Here is a 14,428-nt window from a genome sequence, read left to right on the forward strand (position 1 = left end):
ACTCTCTTTATCGTTTGTCTATCAACGCAAGTACGGCTTTTGCAGCTTGTTTGTCAGCGTCCTTTCGAATCCAATGATGCATCTCAGTGAACTTGCTGAGCATGGTTTGGTTGTCAGAATCAAGCAACTGGCTGACTTCGCGAAACAGGTTTTCAACGGTGCAGTCTTCTTGAAGCAGCTCTTTGACCAATTCACTGTCTGACAAAATATTGGGTAAGGATACATATTTGGTTTTTAGCATTCGACGCGCTAAGAAGGCGGTAACGGCGTTGACCCGATACCCAACGACCATTGGGCGTTTCAGAAGCATACACTCTAAAGCGACCGTTCCGGAGGCCAACATCACAGCATCTGATGCAGTAATCACATTGCGTGCAGTGTCATTCACCAATTCAAACTCAAGCTCAGGTGCAAACTCTTTCCAAGCTTGCTCAAACTGTTCGCGGCGTTTTTCATTCACCAAAGCGACCACAAAACCTAAGTCTGGATAGCGCTGTTTGAGCTGCTGGCAAGTTTCGATAAATGGCTGAGCCAACATTTTAAGTTCAGCGCCGCGGCTTCCCGGCAGTACGGCTAACCAACGTTTTTGACTATCCAACCCAAGGTGTTCACAGGCCTGCGCTTTATCTGACTGTAAAGGAATGGCATCAGCCAAGGTATGACCAACAAACTCACAAGGTACATTGAATTTGTCGTAAAACGCTTTTTCAAAGGGCAAAAACGCAAGCACCAAATTTGTCGCCGCTGCAATCTTATGGATTCGCTTTTGACGCCATGCCCATACTGATGGGCTAACGTAGTGAACCGTTTTGATTCCGGCTTGCTTGAGATCTTTTTCCACGCGCAGGTTAAAGTCTGGCGCATCAATCCCCACGAACACATCCGGTGGGTTAGCGGTGAAATAATCCACCAACTCAGCCTTGACTTTCAGTAAGCGAGGAAGGCGACCAAGCACTTCGACTAAGCCCATCACCGCGAGCTCTTCCATATCAAACAGGCTTTGACAGCCTTGGGCAATCATTTTAGGCCCACCAATGCCCACAAATTCAGCGTCTGGGTGAACTTGCTTAATCGCTCTGATAAAACCTTCACCTAAGGTGTCACCGGATAATTCTCCAGCAATAATACCGATGCGCAGTGGCTTATCCATAATAATCCTTGGTTGACATGAGCGTTGTCGCTCACAATAAAATCGCTACATTAGATACAAAAAGATCGCCGCAATAGCGGCGATCTTCATCGCGAATCATTCCCGTTAATTAACGAATAATGCCGCGCTCTGTCGTCTCAAGCATGTGAATAATACGCTCAATCGACGCATGCTCTTTGGCCATTTCTTGAAGCGCTGGGATGGCTTCTGGCAGCGTTTTGCCTGAACGATAAATTTCTTTATACGCTTTCATCAAAGCGCGCAATTCCGCTTTCTCAAAGCCATTACGTTGCAAACCAACTTTGTTCAAACCAAATGGTGCCGCATGGTTACCTTGAGCCAATACATAAGGCAGCACATCCTGAACCACCGCAGAACAGCCACCAATATAGGCATAAGCCCCAACAGTACAAAATGGATGAATGGCTGACAGCGCCATCACACCGGCATAGTCATCTACAGTTACGTGACCACCCAAAATCGAATTGTTGCCGATATGCGTATGATTACCGACAATCACATCATGCGCGATGTGAGCATTCACACACAGCAAGTTATCATCACCAACCACGGTTTCACCACGGTCTTGAATTGTGCCGCGATGAATTTGTACGGCTTCACGGATGACGTTGCGATCACCAATCACCACCGTCGTATCTTCACCGCCGTATTTCTTATCTTGGTTCTCTTCACCAATAACGGCATGAGGAAAAATTCGGTTATCTTTACCTATCGTGGTGTGACCTTTGATCACCACGTGAGACATCACTTCAGTCCCCTCACCAATTTCAACGTTTGATGTGATATAGGTAAATGGTCCAACGGTTACATTAGCACCAATCTTAGCGCCATCTTCAACCACCGCTGCTGGGTGGATTTGAGCGGTTTCATGAATCATATTAAAACTCTCGGCGTGCACATTTTAATTCAGCAGAACAAACCACGTCACCATCGACTTTGGCTACGCAGCTAAACGCAGCGATGCCGCGACGCTCTTTAATAAATTGTACTTCAATAACCAGTTGATCACCTGGCGTGACTGGCTTACGGAATTTTGCGCCGTCAACACTGGCAAAATAGTAAAGCTCCTTACCAGAAGGCGCACCAAATGATTTAAATGCCAGTAGGCCCGTCGCTTGAGCCATAGCTTCAAGGATTAATACACCAGGAAAAACAGGTAACTGAGGGAAGTGGCCTGTAAATTGAGGCTCATTCACTGAAACGTTCTTAATCGCGTGAAGGTACTGTTCTTCTTGAAAATCAGTCACACGGTCAATCAGCAAAAATGGATAACGGTGAGGGAGGAGTTCCTGGATTTCAGAGATATCCATTGTTCTTTTTTCAGTAGTCAAAGTCGTAATCCTATATGAAAATTTAAAAACTTTGTAATGGCAGGCATTATAGACGAAAAAGGCCCGCGTTTCGCGAGCCTTTTAAAACAGAAATTGAATAAAGATTACGTTTTCTGTCCTAGCTGCTTTTCGATAGCCTTCAAGCGTTTATTCATTTCATCAATTCGATGAACGCGAGTGGCTGTCTTGCGCCACTCTTTATTCGGTTGAAGAGGAATACCCGATGAGTATACGCCTTTCTCTTCGATACTGCGCATCACCATACCCATACCGGTAATGGTTACGCCATCCGCAATCTCGATATGACCGTTAATCACCGATGCTCCACCGATAATGCAGTACTTACCTATGGTCGTACTACCAGCAACAATGGTACCACCAGCCATCGCGGTACCATATCCGATGTGCACGTTATGGGCGATTTGCATCTGGTTATCAAGAATCACGTTGTCTTCAATCACTGTATCATCAAGTGCGCCACGATCGATGGTGGTAGAAGCACCAATTTCCACGCGGTTACCAATGCGAACACTACCAAGCTGAGGAATTTTAATCCACTCACCACGTTCATTCGCATAACCAAACCCGTCAGAACCGATGACACTCCCCGCTTGTACTAAGCAGTCATCACCAATAATAACTTGATGGTAGATACTGACATTGGCCCAAAGTTTGGTGTTGTTTCCCAACTTGGCGCCTTTGCCGATAAAACAACCCGCACCGATAATGACGTTATCACCAAGCACGGCACCAGATTCGATCACCGCATTCGCGCCTACCGATACATTTGTACCGAGCGTGGCATCATCCGCAATCACGGCTGATGGCGAAATGCCCGTCGCTGGATTCGGTGTCGTATCTAAAGCTTGTGCGACGCGTGCAAAGGCAACATAGGGATCAGCAACAACCAGTACGTTACCGCTGAATTGCTCTTTTTGAGCTTCTTTAACCATTACGACGGTAGCTTGGCACTGTTCAAGATGCTTTGCGTATTTAGGATTAGACAAAAAGGTCACATGACCTTTTTGCGCTTTATCCATTGGAGCGACCATGGAAACTTCTGCATTTTTGTCACCATGCAGCGTTCCCCCGGTAATTGTTGCCAGTTCGGCTAATGTCAATGTTGCCATAAGTTATTTTAATTCTTTGATTACTTTCTCGGAAAGGTTGTCTTCAGACTTGCCGTATTGCATGGTCTGAATGTCGATCACCATATCATAACCGTCACGTTCTGCGACAGTTTTCACGGCTTTTTGAATCACTTGGAATAACTTGCCTTTCTCTTCAGCTTCGCGGCGTTTTGATGCTTGATCCAACGCTTGCGCTTTTACTTTGTACTTGCTATCCAGCTGACCGATTTCGATACGCAGTTTTTCAACTTGATCGTCATTCATCAACTCGCCATCACGCTTAAGCTTTTCGATCTTTGTTTTCGCTTGAGCTTGGATGGATTTTAGCTCATCAGCACGATCTTTGAATTCGCTTTGCATCTTTTGCAAAACCGCTTCGCGCTGCGGCAATGCCTGAAAAACTTGAGCTGTATTGATGTAACCAATTTTTTGAGCAGCGCTCGCAACATTAGCAAACAACATAGAACTCAAGACAACAAGGCTAACACCAGCCGCTTTGACGATTTTTTTCAAAATTAATTCCTCTTTTAGAAGGTTTTACCGATAGTGAAAGTGAAGAATTCCTCATCGTCACCTTTATATTTCTTGATAGGTCTTGCAATGGAGAAGACCAAAGGCCCCATTGGAGACATCCATTGCAATGCTGCACCATAGGATGCACGATAATTCATCGGATCGGAGTAATCATCGTAGTATTCATTACCATACGCAGCACTACCTTGATAATCAAATTCCGTATCCCAAACACTGGCAGCGTCTAAGAACACACTGGTACGAATTTGACTTCTTGCTTCATCCGATGCAAATGGCGTTGGAACAATCAGCTCCATACTTGCCAATGCGATGGCATTACCACCCACGGAATCATCCGTCGCTGACACACAGCCGTTGTTACCACAGCCGCCACTGCGCGTCGTGTAGACGGCACGCGGGCCCGCACTGTTGGAGCTAAAGCCTCGTAGCGACGAGAAACCACCAGCGTAGTAGTTTTCATAGAACGGGAACAGGTTATCACTGTCACCAGATGTTCCATATCCATTACCGTAACCAACACGACCACGCATCAACAAGGTAAACTCATGGCCCTTAGTTAACGGGAAGTACTGACGTACATCATATTGCAATTTAAAGTACTGAGCATCAGAGCCCGGTACGGTCATTTTCGCAGAAGCGCGTTGGTAGTTACCAGCAGTTGGGAAATACCCTTTATTGAGGTTGTTTCGGGTCCATGACAGGTTAATATCGAAATCACTGGTAAGAATTTCGTTTTCATCGCCTTGGCCAATACTGATGGCAAACTGACGAGCCTGATCATAAGTTGGCACATTACCGATTCGGTTATGGGTATAACCAAGACCAAATTCTAAACGGTTAAGTTCATCAAACGGGAAACCCCACGTTAAATCTGCGCCATAGCTTTCATTGGTATAGTCGATGATACCCGCTTCGGATGCTTCGAATTCATTGTAGAAAATCTTGCCACCAAGGCTCACACCATCAAGGTTCCAGTATGGGTCACGATATTCTAAGCTGATGTTCTTTTGATAATCGTTGGTCATCGCGTTAATGCCAACTCGATTACCCGTTCCCATAAAGTTATCTTGTTGAAGGCCAACTTGGAAACTCACCCCAGATTCCGTGCCGTAACCAACACCGAAGTTAATGCTACCTGAGTTTGCTTCTTTAACACTGTATACCAAATCAACCTGGTCATCGCTGCCTGGCACACGCACAGTTTGTACATCAACGGTTTCGAAAAAACCGAGACGGTTAAGGCGGTTTTTACCAGTATCAATCGCTTTTGAATTCAACCAGCTGCCTTCCATTTGGCGCATTTCACGGCGCAAGACTTCATCTTTTGTGACCGTGTTACCGACAAAACGAATGTCGCGAACGTAAATACGTTTTCCGGCTTCGACGTTGACCACCAAAGAAACCTCTTTGGTCTCTTCGTCAAATTCCGGCATGGTGCGAACTTGAGGGTAAGCGTAGCCGGCCTCCCCAAGAATGCGCTTTACGCCCTCTTCAAGATTGGTGACTTGTGAGCCATTGTAGGTATCGCCTTCTTCAAACGGCACCAAAGCTTCAAACTCATCGTTCTTACCGATCAATTCACCACGGAACTTGACGTCTTTAACTTTGTATTGCTCCCCTTCTTCCAGACCAAGCGTAATATAAACGCCCTTCTTGTCTGGTGAGATAGCAACTTGCGTAGAATCAACTTTAAATTTCAGGTAACCGCGATCCAGATAATACGATTTCAGCGCTTCAATATCGCCCGCAAGCACTTGCTTTTGATACTTGTCGTCAGACAGGAAGTTCCACCATGCGACATCAACATTAAGATTGAAACGGCTTAGTAGTTCGTCATCACTGAAGACTTCATTACCGATAAAGTTGATCTGTTGAATTTTAGCGGAAACACCTTCAGTGAACACAAACTTCAAATCAGCTCGGTTACGTGGAAGTGGGGTGACAACGGCTTTCACAGTCGCATTGTATTTACCCACGCTATAGTAGAAGTCTTCTAGCCCTTTTTCGATATTGGTCAAGGTGGTGCGATCAAGTGCCTCACCAACGCGAACACCCGAGGCATCAAGGTTTTCTTGCAACTGCTCTTCTTTGATCGCCTTATTGCCAGAGAACGAAACACTGGCAATGGTTGGACGCTCTTTAACCTGAACCACTAAGGTGTTGTTATCACGCAATACTTTAATATCTTCAAAGTTGCCTGAGTCATACAGCGCTTTAATGATTTCTGATACGTCGTTGTTATCTACCGTATCGCCCACACGTACGGGCATTTTTAGAAGCGCGGCGCCAAGAGCGACACGCTGCAAACCTTCAATTTTAATGTCTTGAACTACGAAGTCCTCGGCACCATGTGCTGATACACTGGTTGCTAGAAGCGTCGCAAGCAGAAGTTTTTTCATCGCCATATTTGTTTTAGTTATTCCTTACTACAACCTATGCCCTGCTTACAGGCGTGCAAAATCATTGAATATCGCAATTATCATCAGAGAAAAAATAATTGCACCACCTAAACGGTAACCCATCTCCTGCACCTTTTCGGAAACAGGACGTCGAATAACAGCCTCGACAGCGAAAAACAACAAATGACCGCCGTCTAGCATAGGTAATGGAACCAAATTGATAATACCGAGGTTCACACTGATTAAAGCGAGAAAACCTAGAAAATAAACCAACCCATAATCAGCCGTCGCTCCCGCGCCCTTGGCAATCGAGATAGGACCGCTGAGATTGTTCAGCCCAACATCCCCAACGACCAGCTTTTTCAACATGCTGACAGTTAAACCGATAATTTGACCGGTTTTATCTACCGCTTTGCCGACAGACTCAAGAACACCGTATTGCAGTTCAAAACGGTAATTCTCGGGCCACTCTGCCACCTCGGGAGCAATACCGGCAAAGCCGATAGATTCACCGTTTTTACCTGCCTTCTCAGCGGGCGTAAAGGTGATACTGCGTTGTTGACCATCGCGCTCAATCACCGTTTCTATCGGTGTGCTCGCGCTGGCTTGAATTTTTTGTACCACTTGTGGCCACGAAGTGATGGCAACGCCATCCATCTCGAGCAAAGTGTCGCCCGTTCGCAGCCCGGATTGGTAACCAGCCCCTTGCTCAGAAACCATCGCTAACTGCGTGGAAACTTCTGGCGTATAAGGTTTAAACCCCAACGCCTCCATAGCAGACTCGTTTTCTGGGTCAAAGTTCCAATCATGAAGATCGAGAACTTTGGTTTCTTCAACGCCAATCCCATCAACAGGCACCACGGTTAACGTCATACGGTCATCACCAATATGCGAAATAAGCTCCATATTGACTGATTCCCAATCCGAGGTTTTGACGCCAGAGACGGCTTTAAGTTCCATACCTGATGAGATTCCTGCTTGAGCAGAAATAGACGACGGCGCCACCTCACCGACAACGGGTTTGACCGCAGGGACACCGATTAGAAACACCAGCCAGTACGCAACAATGGCAAATAGAAAGTTAAAGATAGGCCCGGCGGACACAATCGCCGTTCTCTTCCACAAAGGTTTTTTATCAAAGGCAAATTGCTGCTGTTCAGGAGTAACATCATCCACTCGCCCATCAAGCATTTTGACAAAACCACCCAACGGAATCATCGAGATACTGTATTCAGTGCCATCCGCTGCGACTCGGCTCCAGAGCGATTTACCAAAACCGATGGAAAACTTCTCGACTTTCACGCCACATTTGCGTGCTACCCAGAAATGACCAAATTCATGAACAGCAACCAAAATGCTCAATGCGACAATAAAAGAAGCCAGGTTCCATAGAATGCCTGTCATAGTTTTCGTCCACTTATAATGTTACCCGCAATTAATCGAGCCATTCTATCCAGCTCAATTAAGCTTTCCAAGTCATGGTTTTGTAACTGAGTGTTCTGAGCGACAATTTGTGACATTACCTGCTCATTCACCACCGCAATATCGGTAAATCCAAGCTCGCGGTTAAGGAAAGCCGCAACCGCCACCTCATTGGCTGCGTTCAGCGCTGTAGTTGCATGTTGCCCTTCATAACACGCCTCTATGGCTAATTTAAGACAAGGATAACGGTTAAAATCCGGCTCAAGGAAAGTTAACTCACCAACTCGAGTGAAATCTAAGGGCTTTACGCCTGCCTCAACCCGCTGGGGATAAGCCATGGTTTGAGCGATCGGCGTTGCCATGTCGGGTTCCCCCATCTGCGCGATGACCGAACCATCTTTATACTGCACCATCGAGTGAATAACAGATTGAGGATGAATCAGCACTTTCAACTGCGACTGCGCGGCATTGAACAGCCATTTAGCTTCAATAAATTCGAGGCCTTTATTCATCATTGTCGCTGAGTCGACCGATATTTTCGGTCCCATCGACCAGTTCGGGTGGGCAATCGCCTGCTCAGGCGTAACACTGGCAAGCGTTTGAATATCTGTGTAACGAAATGGACCGCCAGAGCCCGTTAATAAGATATGGTTAATCCCATGAGCACGTAAATCACAACGGCCAAGCTGAGTTTGAATTTCACTAGGTAGGCATTGGAAGATGGCATTGTGCTCACTATCGACGGGCAGCAGTTCAGCTCCGTACTGCTCAACCGCATCAATGAACAGTTGCCCAGACATGACCAGCGCTTCTTTATTCGCAAGTAACACACGCTTACCCGCTTTTACGGCGGCCATGGTTGGCAGTAATCCAGCCGCGCCGACAATTGCGGCCATGACTGAATCGACTTCGTCTAGAGCAGCAACGTGGCACATGGCGTCAACGCCATAACTGACTTCGGTATGAATACCTAGATTGCGCAGCTTTAATGTCAGTTGCTGCGCCGCTTCTGCGCTTGACATCACCGCATATTGAGGCGACCAACGCTGACACAATTGCGCCATCTTCTCGACATTTTTCCCTGCCACTAATGCAACAACCGAAAAGGATTCTGGGTTTTGAGCAACGACTTTAAGCGTGCTTTCGCCTATCGACCCTGTCGCCCCAAGAATTGTTAACTTACGCATATAATATCAAACCGCTGATGTAATGGGCCTGTATGCTACAGGCCCATTACGTTAGAAACTAAAATACAGAAGAGTAAAGATAGGAAATGCTGCCGTAAGGCTATCGATACGATCTAATACGCCACCATGGCCAGGAATAATATTGCTGCTGTCTTTGATACCCGACACACGCTTAAACATACTTTCGACAAGATCCCCCAGTACTGAGATGATCACGGTCAATAAGGTAGTCACTAGCAACGCACCAAAGCTCGCAAACTGAATATCAAAATATTGAGCCGCAGCCCAACCGGCAATAAGCGCGGTGGCCATGCCGCCAAGCAACCCTTCAATGGTTTTATTCGGGCTAACATTGGGTGCCATTTTGTGCTTGCCGAAACTCTTTCCAGCAAAATAAGCGCCGCTATCTGCAGCCCAAACAATTAAGCAAACAAACAGCACTAATTTGGCACCGTGATAAACGTCGCCGCTCATGTTCTCTGCACGAAGAAGAATAACACTCCAAAAAAACGGCAGTAAGGTCAAAATGCCAAAGGCATGACGTAATAGAGAGGAATGATTCCAAAGAGACGATGAACGCGGGTAAGTCACCGCGAGCACACTGGCGATAATCCACCAGATCGTTCCCAACCATAGCATCACAAAATGTGAGTGAGTTACGGCGTCTAGGCTAATGCTGTCAAAAGGGATGAAATAAAGGCTTAGCGCACTAACCACGACACCCGGAATCAACGTCATCACGCGAGACGCATCTCCGACAAACTGAGTCCATTCCCAGAAACCAATTAAGGTAATAATCGCCAAAGCGGCAATGAACAGAGGAAGAGGCAACATAAAAATGCCAGCAATAACTAAAGGCGCCAGGATAACGGCGGTTATTATTCTTTGCTTCAAATGATGAGGTCCTTGTTTAATATTCCATCAACGCCTTGACTTGCTCACCTGTACAGCCAAATCGACGCTCGCGATTCACATACCAGGTCACTGCTTCAATCAAACAGCTTTCATCAAATTCAGGCCAAAATACTGGGGTAAAATACATTTCAGCATAGGCCATCTGCCACAACATAAAGTTGCTGATTCGGCACTCCCCACTAGTACGAATTAATAAATCAACGTCTGGTAAATCAGCCATAGTTAAGTACTGAGATAACGTCTCTTCGTTAATATCTTCTGGTTCAATTTGACCAAGCTTGACGCTTTCGGCAACGCGTTTTGCGGCCTGAGTAATGTCCCACTTTCCACCGTAGTTCGCAGCGATATTAATCACCATTCCGGTATTATTCGCGGTCATCTCCTCCGCATGAGCGATTTTTTCTTGTAAACGTCGGCTAAATCGAGATTTATCGCCGATGATACGCAGCCTTAAATTATTTTTGTGTAGTTTCTTTACCTCTGTTGATAGCACAGAAATAAATAACTCCATCAATACGCCAACTTCATCCTCCGGACGTCGCCAGTTTTCACTGCTAAATGCAAATAAAGTAACGGCTTTGATTCCTAACTTCGCTGAAGAAGAGATGGTTTTACGAACCGCGCTCACGCCATTTTTATGACCAAACACTCTTGGCTTTCCACGAGCTTTCGCCCAGCGGCCATTGCCATCCATAATTATCGCGATATGTTGTGGTAATTGTTCAGGTGAGAGTTGTGAGTTATGCATAAGAGGTTAGTCTGAGTAACAGCAAGGGACAAAGCGTAGCATAAAAAAACGCTGGGCTGCGAGCACAGCGTTTTTCATATTGAGGGAGTGTATGAAATATTAAACTTCCATCAACTCTTTTTCTTTCGCGGCTAGAGCTTCATCCACTTTTTTGATCGCCAAGTCGGTGATTTTTTGGATTTCGTCTTGCGCTTTACGATCTTCATCTTCTGAAATTTCTTTCTCTTTCAGTAGTCCTTTCAGATCGCTGTTCGAATCACGGCGAATATTACGGATAGCCACACGACCACCTTCAGCTTCGCCACGAACGATTTTCACAAGGTCTTTACGACGCTCTTCTGTCAGCGGTGGAAGTGGTACACGAATAACCGTGCCCGCTGACATTGGGTTAAGACCTAAGTCAGACTGCATGATCGCTTTCTCAACTTTTTGAGTAAGCTCTTTATCAAATACAGTGATCGCCAGTGTACGTGCATCTTCAGCGACAACGTTAGCAACTTGGTTTAGAGGCGTTGGCGCACCGTAGTACTCAACATTGATACCTGATAAAAGGCTTGGATGAGCACGGCCCGTACGGACTTTAGAAAGGTTATTTTTCAGTGCTTCAACACTTTTATCCATGCGCTCTTGAGCACTTTTTTTAATCTCGTTAATCACAATATCACCTTAATGTATGATTTTATTAGGCTTTAGCCTAGCGGGCTGAAAAGAATAGCCTGATATTCTGCTCTAAAAACAGCAGGCTAAACAGTGATTAGTCGTCTGAACTGATCAACGTTCCTTCCACTTCACCCATTACCACGCGACGCAATGCGCCTGGCTTATTCATATTAAATACGCGAATCGGCATTTTATGGTCACGGGCCAGAGTAAACGCCGCTAAATCCATTACTTTAAGCTCTTTATCAAGAACTGCATTGTAAGACAGCTTATCATACAGCTCTGCATCTGGATTGGCTACCGGGTCTGCACTAAATACACCATCAACTTTGGTCGCTTTGAGCACAACATCAGCTTCAATTTCGATACCGCGCAAACATGCAGCAGAATCGGTGGTGAAGAATGGGTTCCCTGTCCCTGCAGAGAAGATGACCACGCGTCCTTGGCGCAGCTCGCGAATCGCATCTGCCCAATTGTAATCATCACAAACACTTTGCAATGGAATCGCCGACATAACGCGCGCATTCACGTAAGCACGGTGCAGTGCATCGCGCATCGCCAAACCGTTCATTACGGTTGCTAACATCCCCATGTGGTCACCAACAACGCGGTTCATTCCTGCTTCCGCAAGACCAGCACCACGGAAAAGGTTACCACCGCCAATCACGACACCAACCTGAACCCCTAATTCAACCAGTTCTTTTACTTCTTGAGCCATACGGTCGAGAACCGCGGGATCGATACCAAAACCTTCAGAGCCTTGTAGCGCCTCGCCACTCAGTTTTAACAGAATACGTTGATACGCTGGTTTAGGGTTCGTAGTCATGGAGCTTACCTTCCAAAGTGAATTGTTTATTAACAGTCAAGAATAACGGCTTAGACTCTATCGCCTTTTTTGTCTCAAAGGTGCATCAACAAGCAGGAAATGAGCCATTATTCGTCACGGCTAAGCAAATTTTTATTTCTCTATTCACAAAAAGACCGTAGCCATGGCCACGGTCTAATTGTTGTACAACGACGCTAAAGATTAACCTTTTTGCGCTGCTGCAACTTCTTCAGCGAAGCTCATTTCTTCTTTCTTCTCGATACCTTCACCTACTTCTAGGCGAACGAAAGTAGAAACAGAAGCGCCACGCTCTTTAAGAATTTCGCCAACAGATTTCTTAGGTTCCATTACGAATGGTTGACCTGTTAGAGAAATCTCGCCAGTGAATTTCTTCATACGACCGACAACCATTTTCTCTGCGATCTCAGCAGGTTTGCCTTCGTTCATTGCGATTTCAACTTGAACCGCTTTTTCTTTTTCTACAACGTCAGCAGGAACATCTTCTGGGTTCACGAACTCTGGCTTAGAAGCAGCAACGTGCATTGCTACGTGTTTTAGAGTTTCTGCGTCGCCTTCACCAGAAACAACCACACCGATTTTCTCACCGTGACGGTAAGAAGCAAGTGCAGAACCAGAAACATAAGATACGCGACGAATAGTCACGTTCTCACCAATTTTTGCAACTAGAGCAACGCGAGTTTCTTCGAATTGAGCTTGTAGCTCTTCAACTGTTGCTTTAGAAGCGAGAGCCGCGTCAGCAACTTGGTCTGCGAATGCAGTGAAGTTCGCGTCTTTTGCAACGAAGTCAGTTTGGCAGTTTACTTCAAGAAGAACTGCAACACCGTCAGCGTCTTTGATGATGATTGCGCCTTCAGCCGCTACGTTACCTGCTTTCTTAGCAGCTTTAGCAGCACCTGATTTACGCATGTTCTCGATTGCAAGTTCGATGTCGCCGTCAGTTTCAACAAGCGCTTTCTTACATTCCATCATACCTGCGCCAGTACGTTCGCGCAGTTCTTTTACTAGAGCAGCAGTAACAGCCATTCTCTATTCCTCAGTTTATTCTGTACGGGGTAAAAATCAGGGGCCTTAAGATTTGGCCCCTGATGCTAACTATACTTAGTTTATGCTACAACTCGGTTTCACACAGACTAAGCTTGGACACAGAGCCGCTATTATTCAGCTTCTACGAAACCGTCTTTTTCAGCAACTTCAGCAACGTCGTTGTTACGTCCTTCATTTACTGCTTCAGCAGCAGCGTTCAGGTATAGCTGAACTGCACGGATCGCATCGTCGTTACCTGGGATGATGTAGTCAACGCCGTCTGGGTTAGAGTTAGTATCTACCACAGCGAAAACTGGGATACCTAGGTTGTTCGCTTCTTTGATCGCGATGTGTTCGTGATCAGCATCGATAACGAATAGAGCGTCAGGTAGACCACCCATATCTTTGATACCACCAAGAGATTTCTCTAGCTTCTCCATTTCACGAGTACGCATTAGAGCTTCTTTCTTAGTAAGTTTATCAAAAGTACCGTCTTGAGACTGAGCTTCAAGGTCTTTTAGACGCTTGATAGACTGACGAACAGTTTTGTAGTTAGTCAGCATACCACCCAACCAACGGTTGTTTACGTAGTATTGGTTGCTTGCGATAGCAGCTTCTTTAACAGCTTCAGATGCAGCGCGCTTAGTACCTACGAAAAGAACTTTACCTTTCTTGTCGCCAATTTTGCTTAGCTCAGCAAGTGCTTCGTTAAACATTGGTACAGTTTTTTCTAGGTTAACGATATGAACACGGTTACGAGCGCCAAAGATGAATGGCTTCATTTTTGGGTTCCAGTAACGAGTCTGGTGACCGAAGTGAACACCAGCTTTTAGCATATCGCGCATTGATACAGTTGCCATTTTAAATTCCTCTATGGGGTTAGGCCTCCACATTCCCCATAACTCCGACTAGGCTTCTGCCCAGCACCCCGGAATATGTGTCGGAATGTGTGTGATTTAAAGATAAAAGTTAATGGAATTGACCCGCATCGCCCTTTCGGAAGAAAAACGGTCCAAGTTCCGGCGCGCTTTATATCATAATTCTACCCTTAGTGGCTAGAA

The 14,428-nt window shown here is 45.9% G+C and carries 14 protein-coding genes; all 14 read right to left on the bottom strand.

Annotation, left to right across the window (positions count from 1 at the left end):
• Positions 1 to 7: 7 nt before the first annotated feature.
• Positions 8 to 1,150 (bottom strand): lipid-A-disaccharide synthase, encoded by a 1,143-nt coding sequence (gene lpxB, locus M1D72_RS18050; protein ID WP_456296091.1) that lies wholly within the window; start codon positions 1,148 to 1,150, stop codon positions 8 to 10.
• A gap of 109 nt (positions 1,151 to 1,259) precedes the next feature.
• A complete protein-coding gene (gene lpxA, locus M1D72_RS18055) occupies positions 1,260 to 2,048 on the bottom strand; it encodes an acyl-ACP--UDP-N-acetylglucosamine O-acyltransferase (protein ID WP_456296092.1) in 789 nt (262 codons plus the stop codon).
• 1 nt (position 2,049) lies between these two features.
• Positions 2,050 to 2,502: a 3-hydroxyacyl-ACP dehydratase FabZ gene (gene fabZ / locus M1D72_RS18060; protein ID WP_390188938.1), complete on the bottom strand. Its 453-nt coding sequence runs from the start codon at positions 2,500 to 2,502 to the stop codon at positions 2,050 to 2,052.
• A gap of 104 nt (positions 2,503 to 2,606) precedes the next feature.
• Positions 2,607 to 3,632 (bottom strand): UDP-3-O-(3-hydroxymyristoyl)glucosamine N-acyltransferase, encoded by a 1,026-nt coding sequence (gene lpxD, locus M1D72_RS18065; RefSeq protein ID WP_390188937.1) that lies wholly within the window; start codon positions 3,630 to 3,632, stop codon positions 2,607 to 2,609.
• 3 nt (positions 3,633 to 3,635) lie between these two features.
• Entirely contained in the window at positions 3,636 to 4,145 is a 510-nt protein-coding gene (locus M1D72_RS18070) for an OmpH family outer membrane protein (protein WP_456296093.1), read from the bottom strand.
• 14 nt (positions 4,146 to 4,159) lie between these two features.
• Positions 4,160 to 6,571, bottom strand: a complete 2,412-nt coding sequence (gene bamA, locus M1D72_RS18075) for an outer membrane protein assembly factor BamA (protein WP_456296094.1) — start codon at positions 6,569 to 6,571, stop codon at positions 4,160 to 4,162.
• A 39-nt stretch (positions 6,572 to 6,610) separates the two neighbouring features.
• Positions 6,611 to 7,969, bottom strand: coding sequence for a sigma E protease regulator RseP (rseP, locus tag M1D72_RS18080; RefSeq protein WP_456296095.1), 1,359 nt, complete (start codon positions 7,967 to 7,969; stop codon positions 6,611 to 6,613).
• Positions 7,966 to 9,174: a 1-deoxy-D-xylulose-5-phosphate reductoisomerase gene (ispC, locus tag M1D72_RS18085; protein WP_390188932.1), complete on the bottom strand. Its 1,209-nt coding sequence runs from the start codon at positions 9,172 to 9,174 to the stop codon at positions 7,966 to 7,968. Before ispC ends, rseP begins: the two co-directional genes overlap by 4 nt.
• Positions 9,175 to 9,225: 51 nt before the next feature.
• Positions 9,226 to 10,068, bottom strand: a complete 843-nt coding sequence (locus M1D72_RS18090) for a phosphatidate cytidylyltransferase (protein ID WP_390188931.1) — start codon at positions 10,066 to 10,068, stop codon at positions 9,226 to 9,228.
• A 16-nt stretch (positions 10,069 to 10,084) separates the two neighbouring features.
• The gene (locus M1D72_RS18095) at positions 10,085 to 10,837 is read right to left on the bottom strand and encodes an isoprenyl transferase (protein ID WP_390188930.1); all 753 of its coding nucleotides are present in this window, start codon (positions 10,835 to 10,837) and stop codon (positions 10,085 to 10,087) included.
• Between the two features lie 99 nt (positions 10,838 to 10,936).
• Positions 10,937 to 11,494, bottom strand: a complete 558-nt coding sequence (frr, locus tag M1D72_RS18100) for a ribosome recycling factor (RefSeq protein ID WP_390188929.1) — start codon at positions 11,492 to 11,494, stop codon at positions 10,937 to 10,939.
• A gap of 97 nt (positions 11,495 to 11,591) precedes the next feature.
• Positions 11,592 to 12,323 carry a UMP kinase gene (pyrH, locus tag M1D72_RS18105; protein WP_390188928.1) on the bottom strand — a complete coding sequence of 244 codons (732 nt, stop codon included), beginning with the start codon at positions 12,321 to 12,323 and terminating at the stop codon, positions 11,592 to 11,594.
• A gap of 201 nt (positions 12,324 to 12,524) precedes the next feature.
• Positions 12,525 to 13,367 carry a translation elongation factor Ts gene (gene tsf / locus M1D72_RS18110; RefSeq protein ID WP_456296096.1) on the bottom strand — a complete coding sequence of 281 codons (843 nt, stop codon included), beginning with the start codon at positions 13,365 to 13,367 and terminating at the stop codon, positions 12,525 to 12,527.
• A 131-nt stretch (positions 13,368 to 13,498) separates the two neighbouring features.
• Positions 13,499 to 14,227 carry a 30S ribosomal protein S2 gene (gene rpsB, locus M1D72_RS18115; RefSeq protein WP_390188926.1) on the bottom strand — a complete coding sequence of 243 codons (729 nt, stop codon included), beginning with the start codon at positions 14,225 to 14,227 and terminating at the stop codon, positions 13,499 to 13,501.
• Between the last annotated feature and the right edge of the window lie 201 nt (positions 14,228 to 14,428).

It is taken from the genome of Vibrio sp. AK197 (assembly GCF_053903115.1).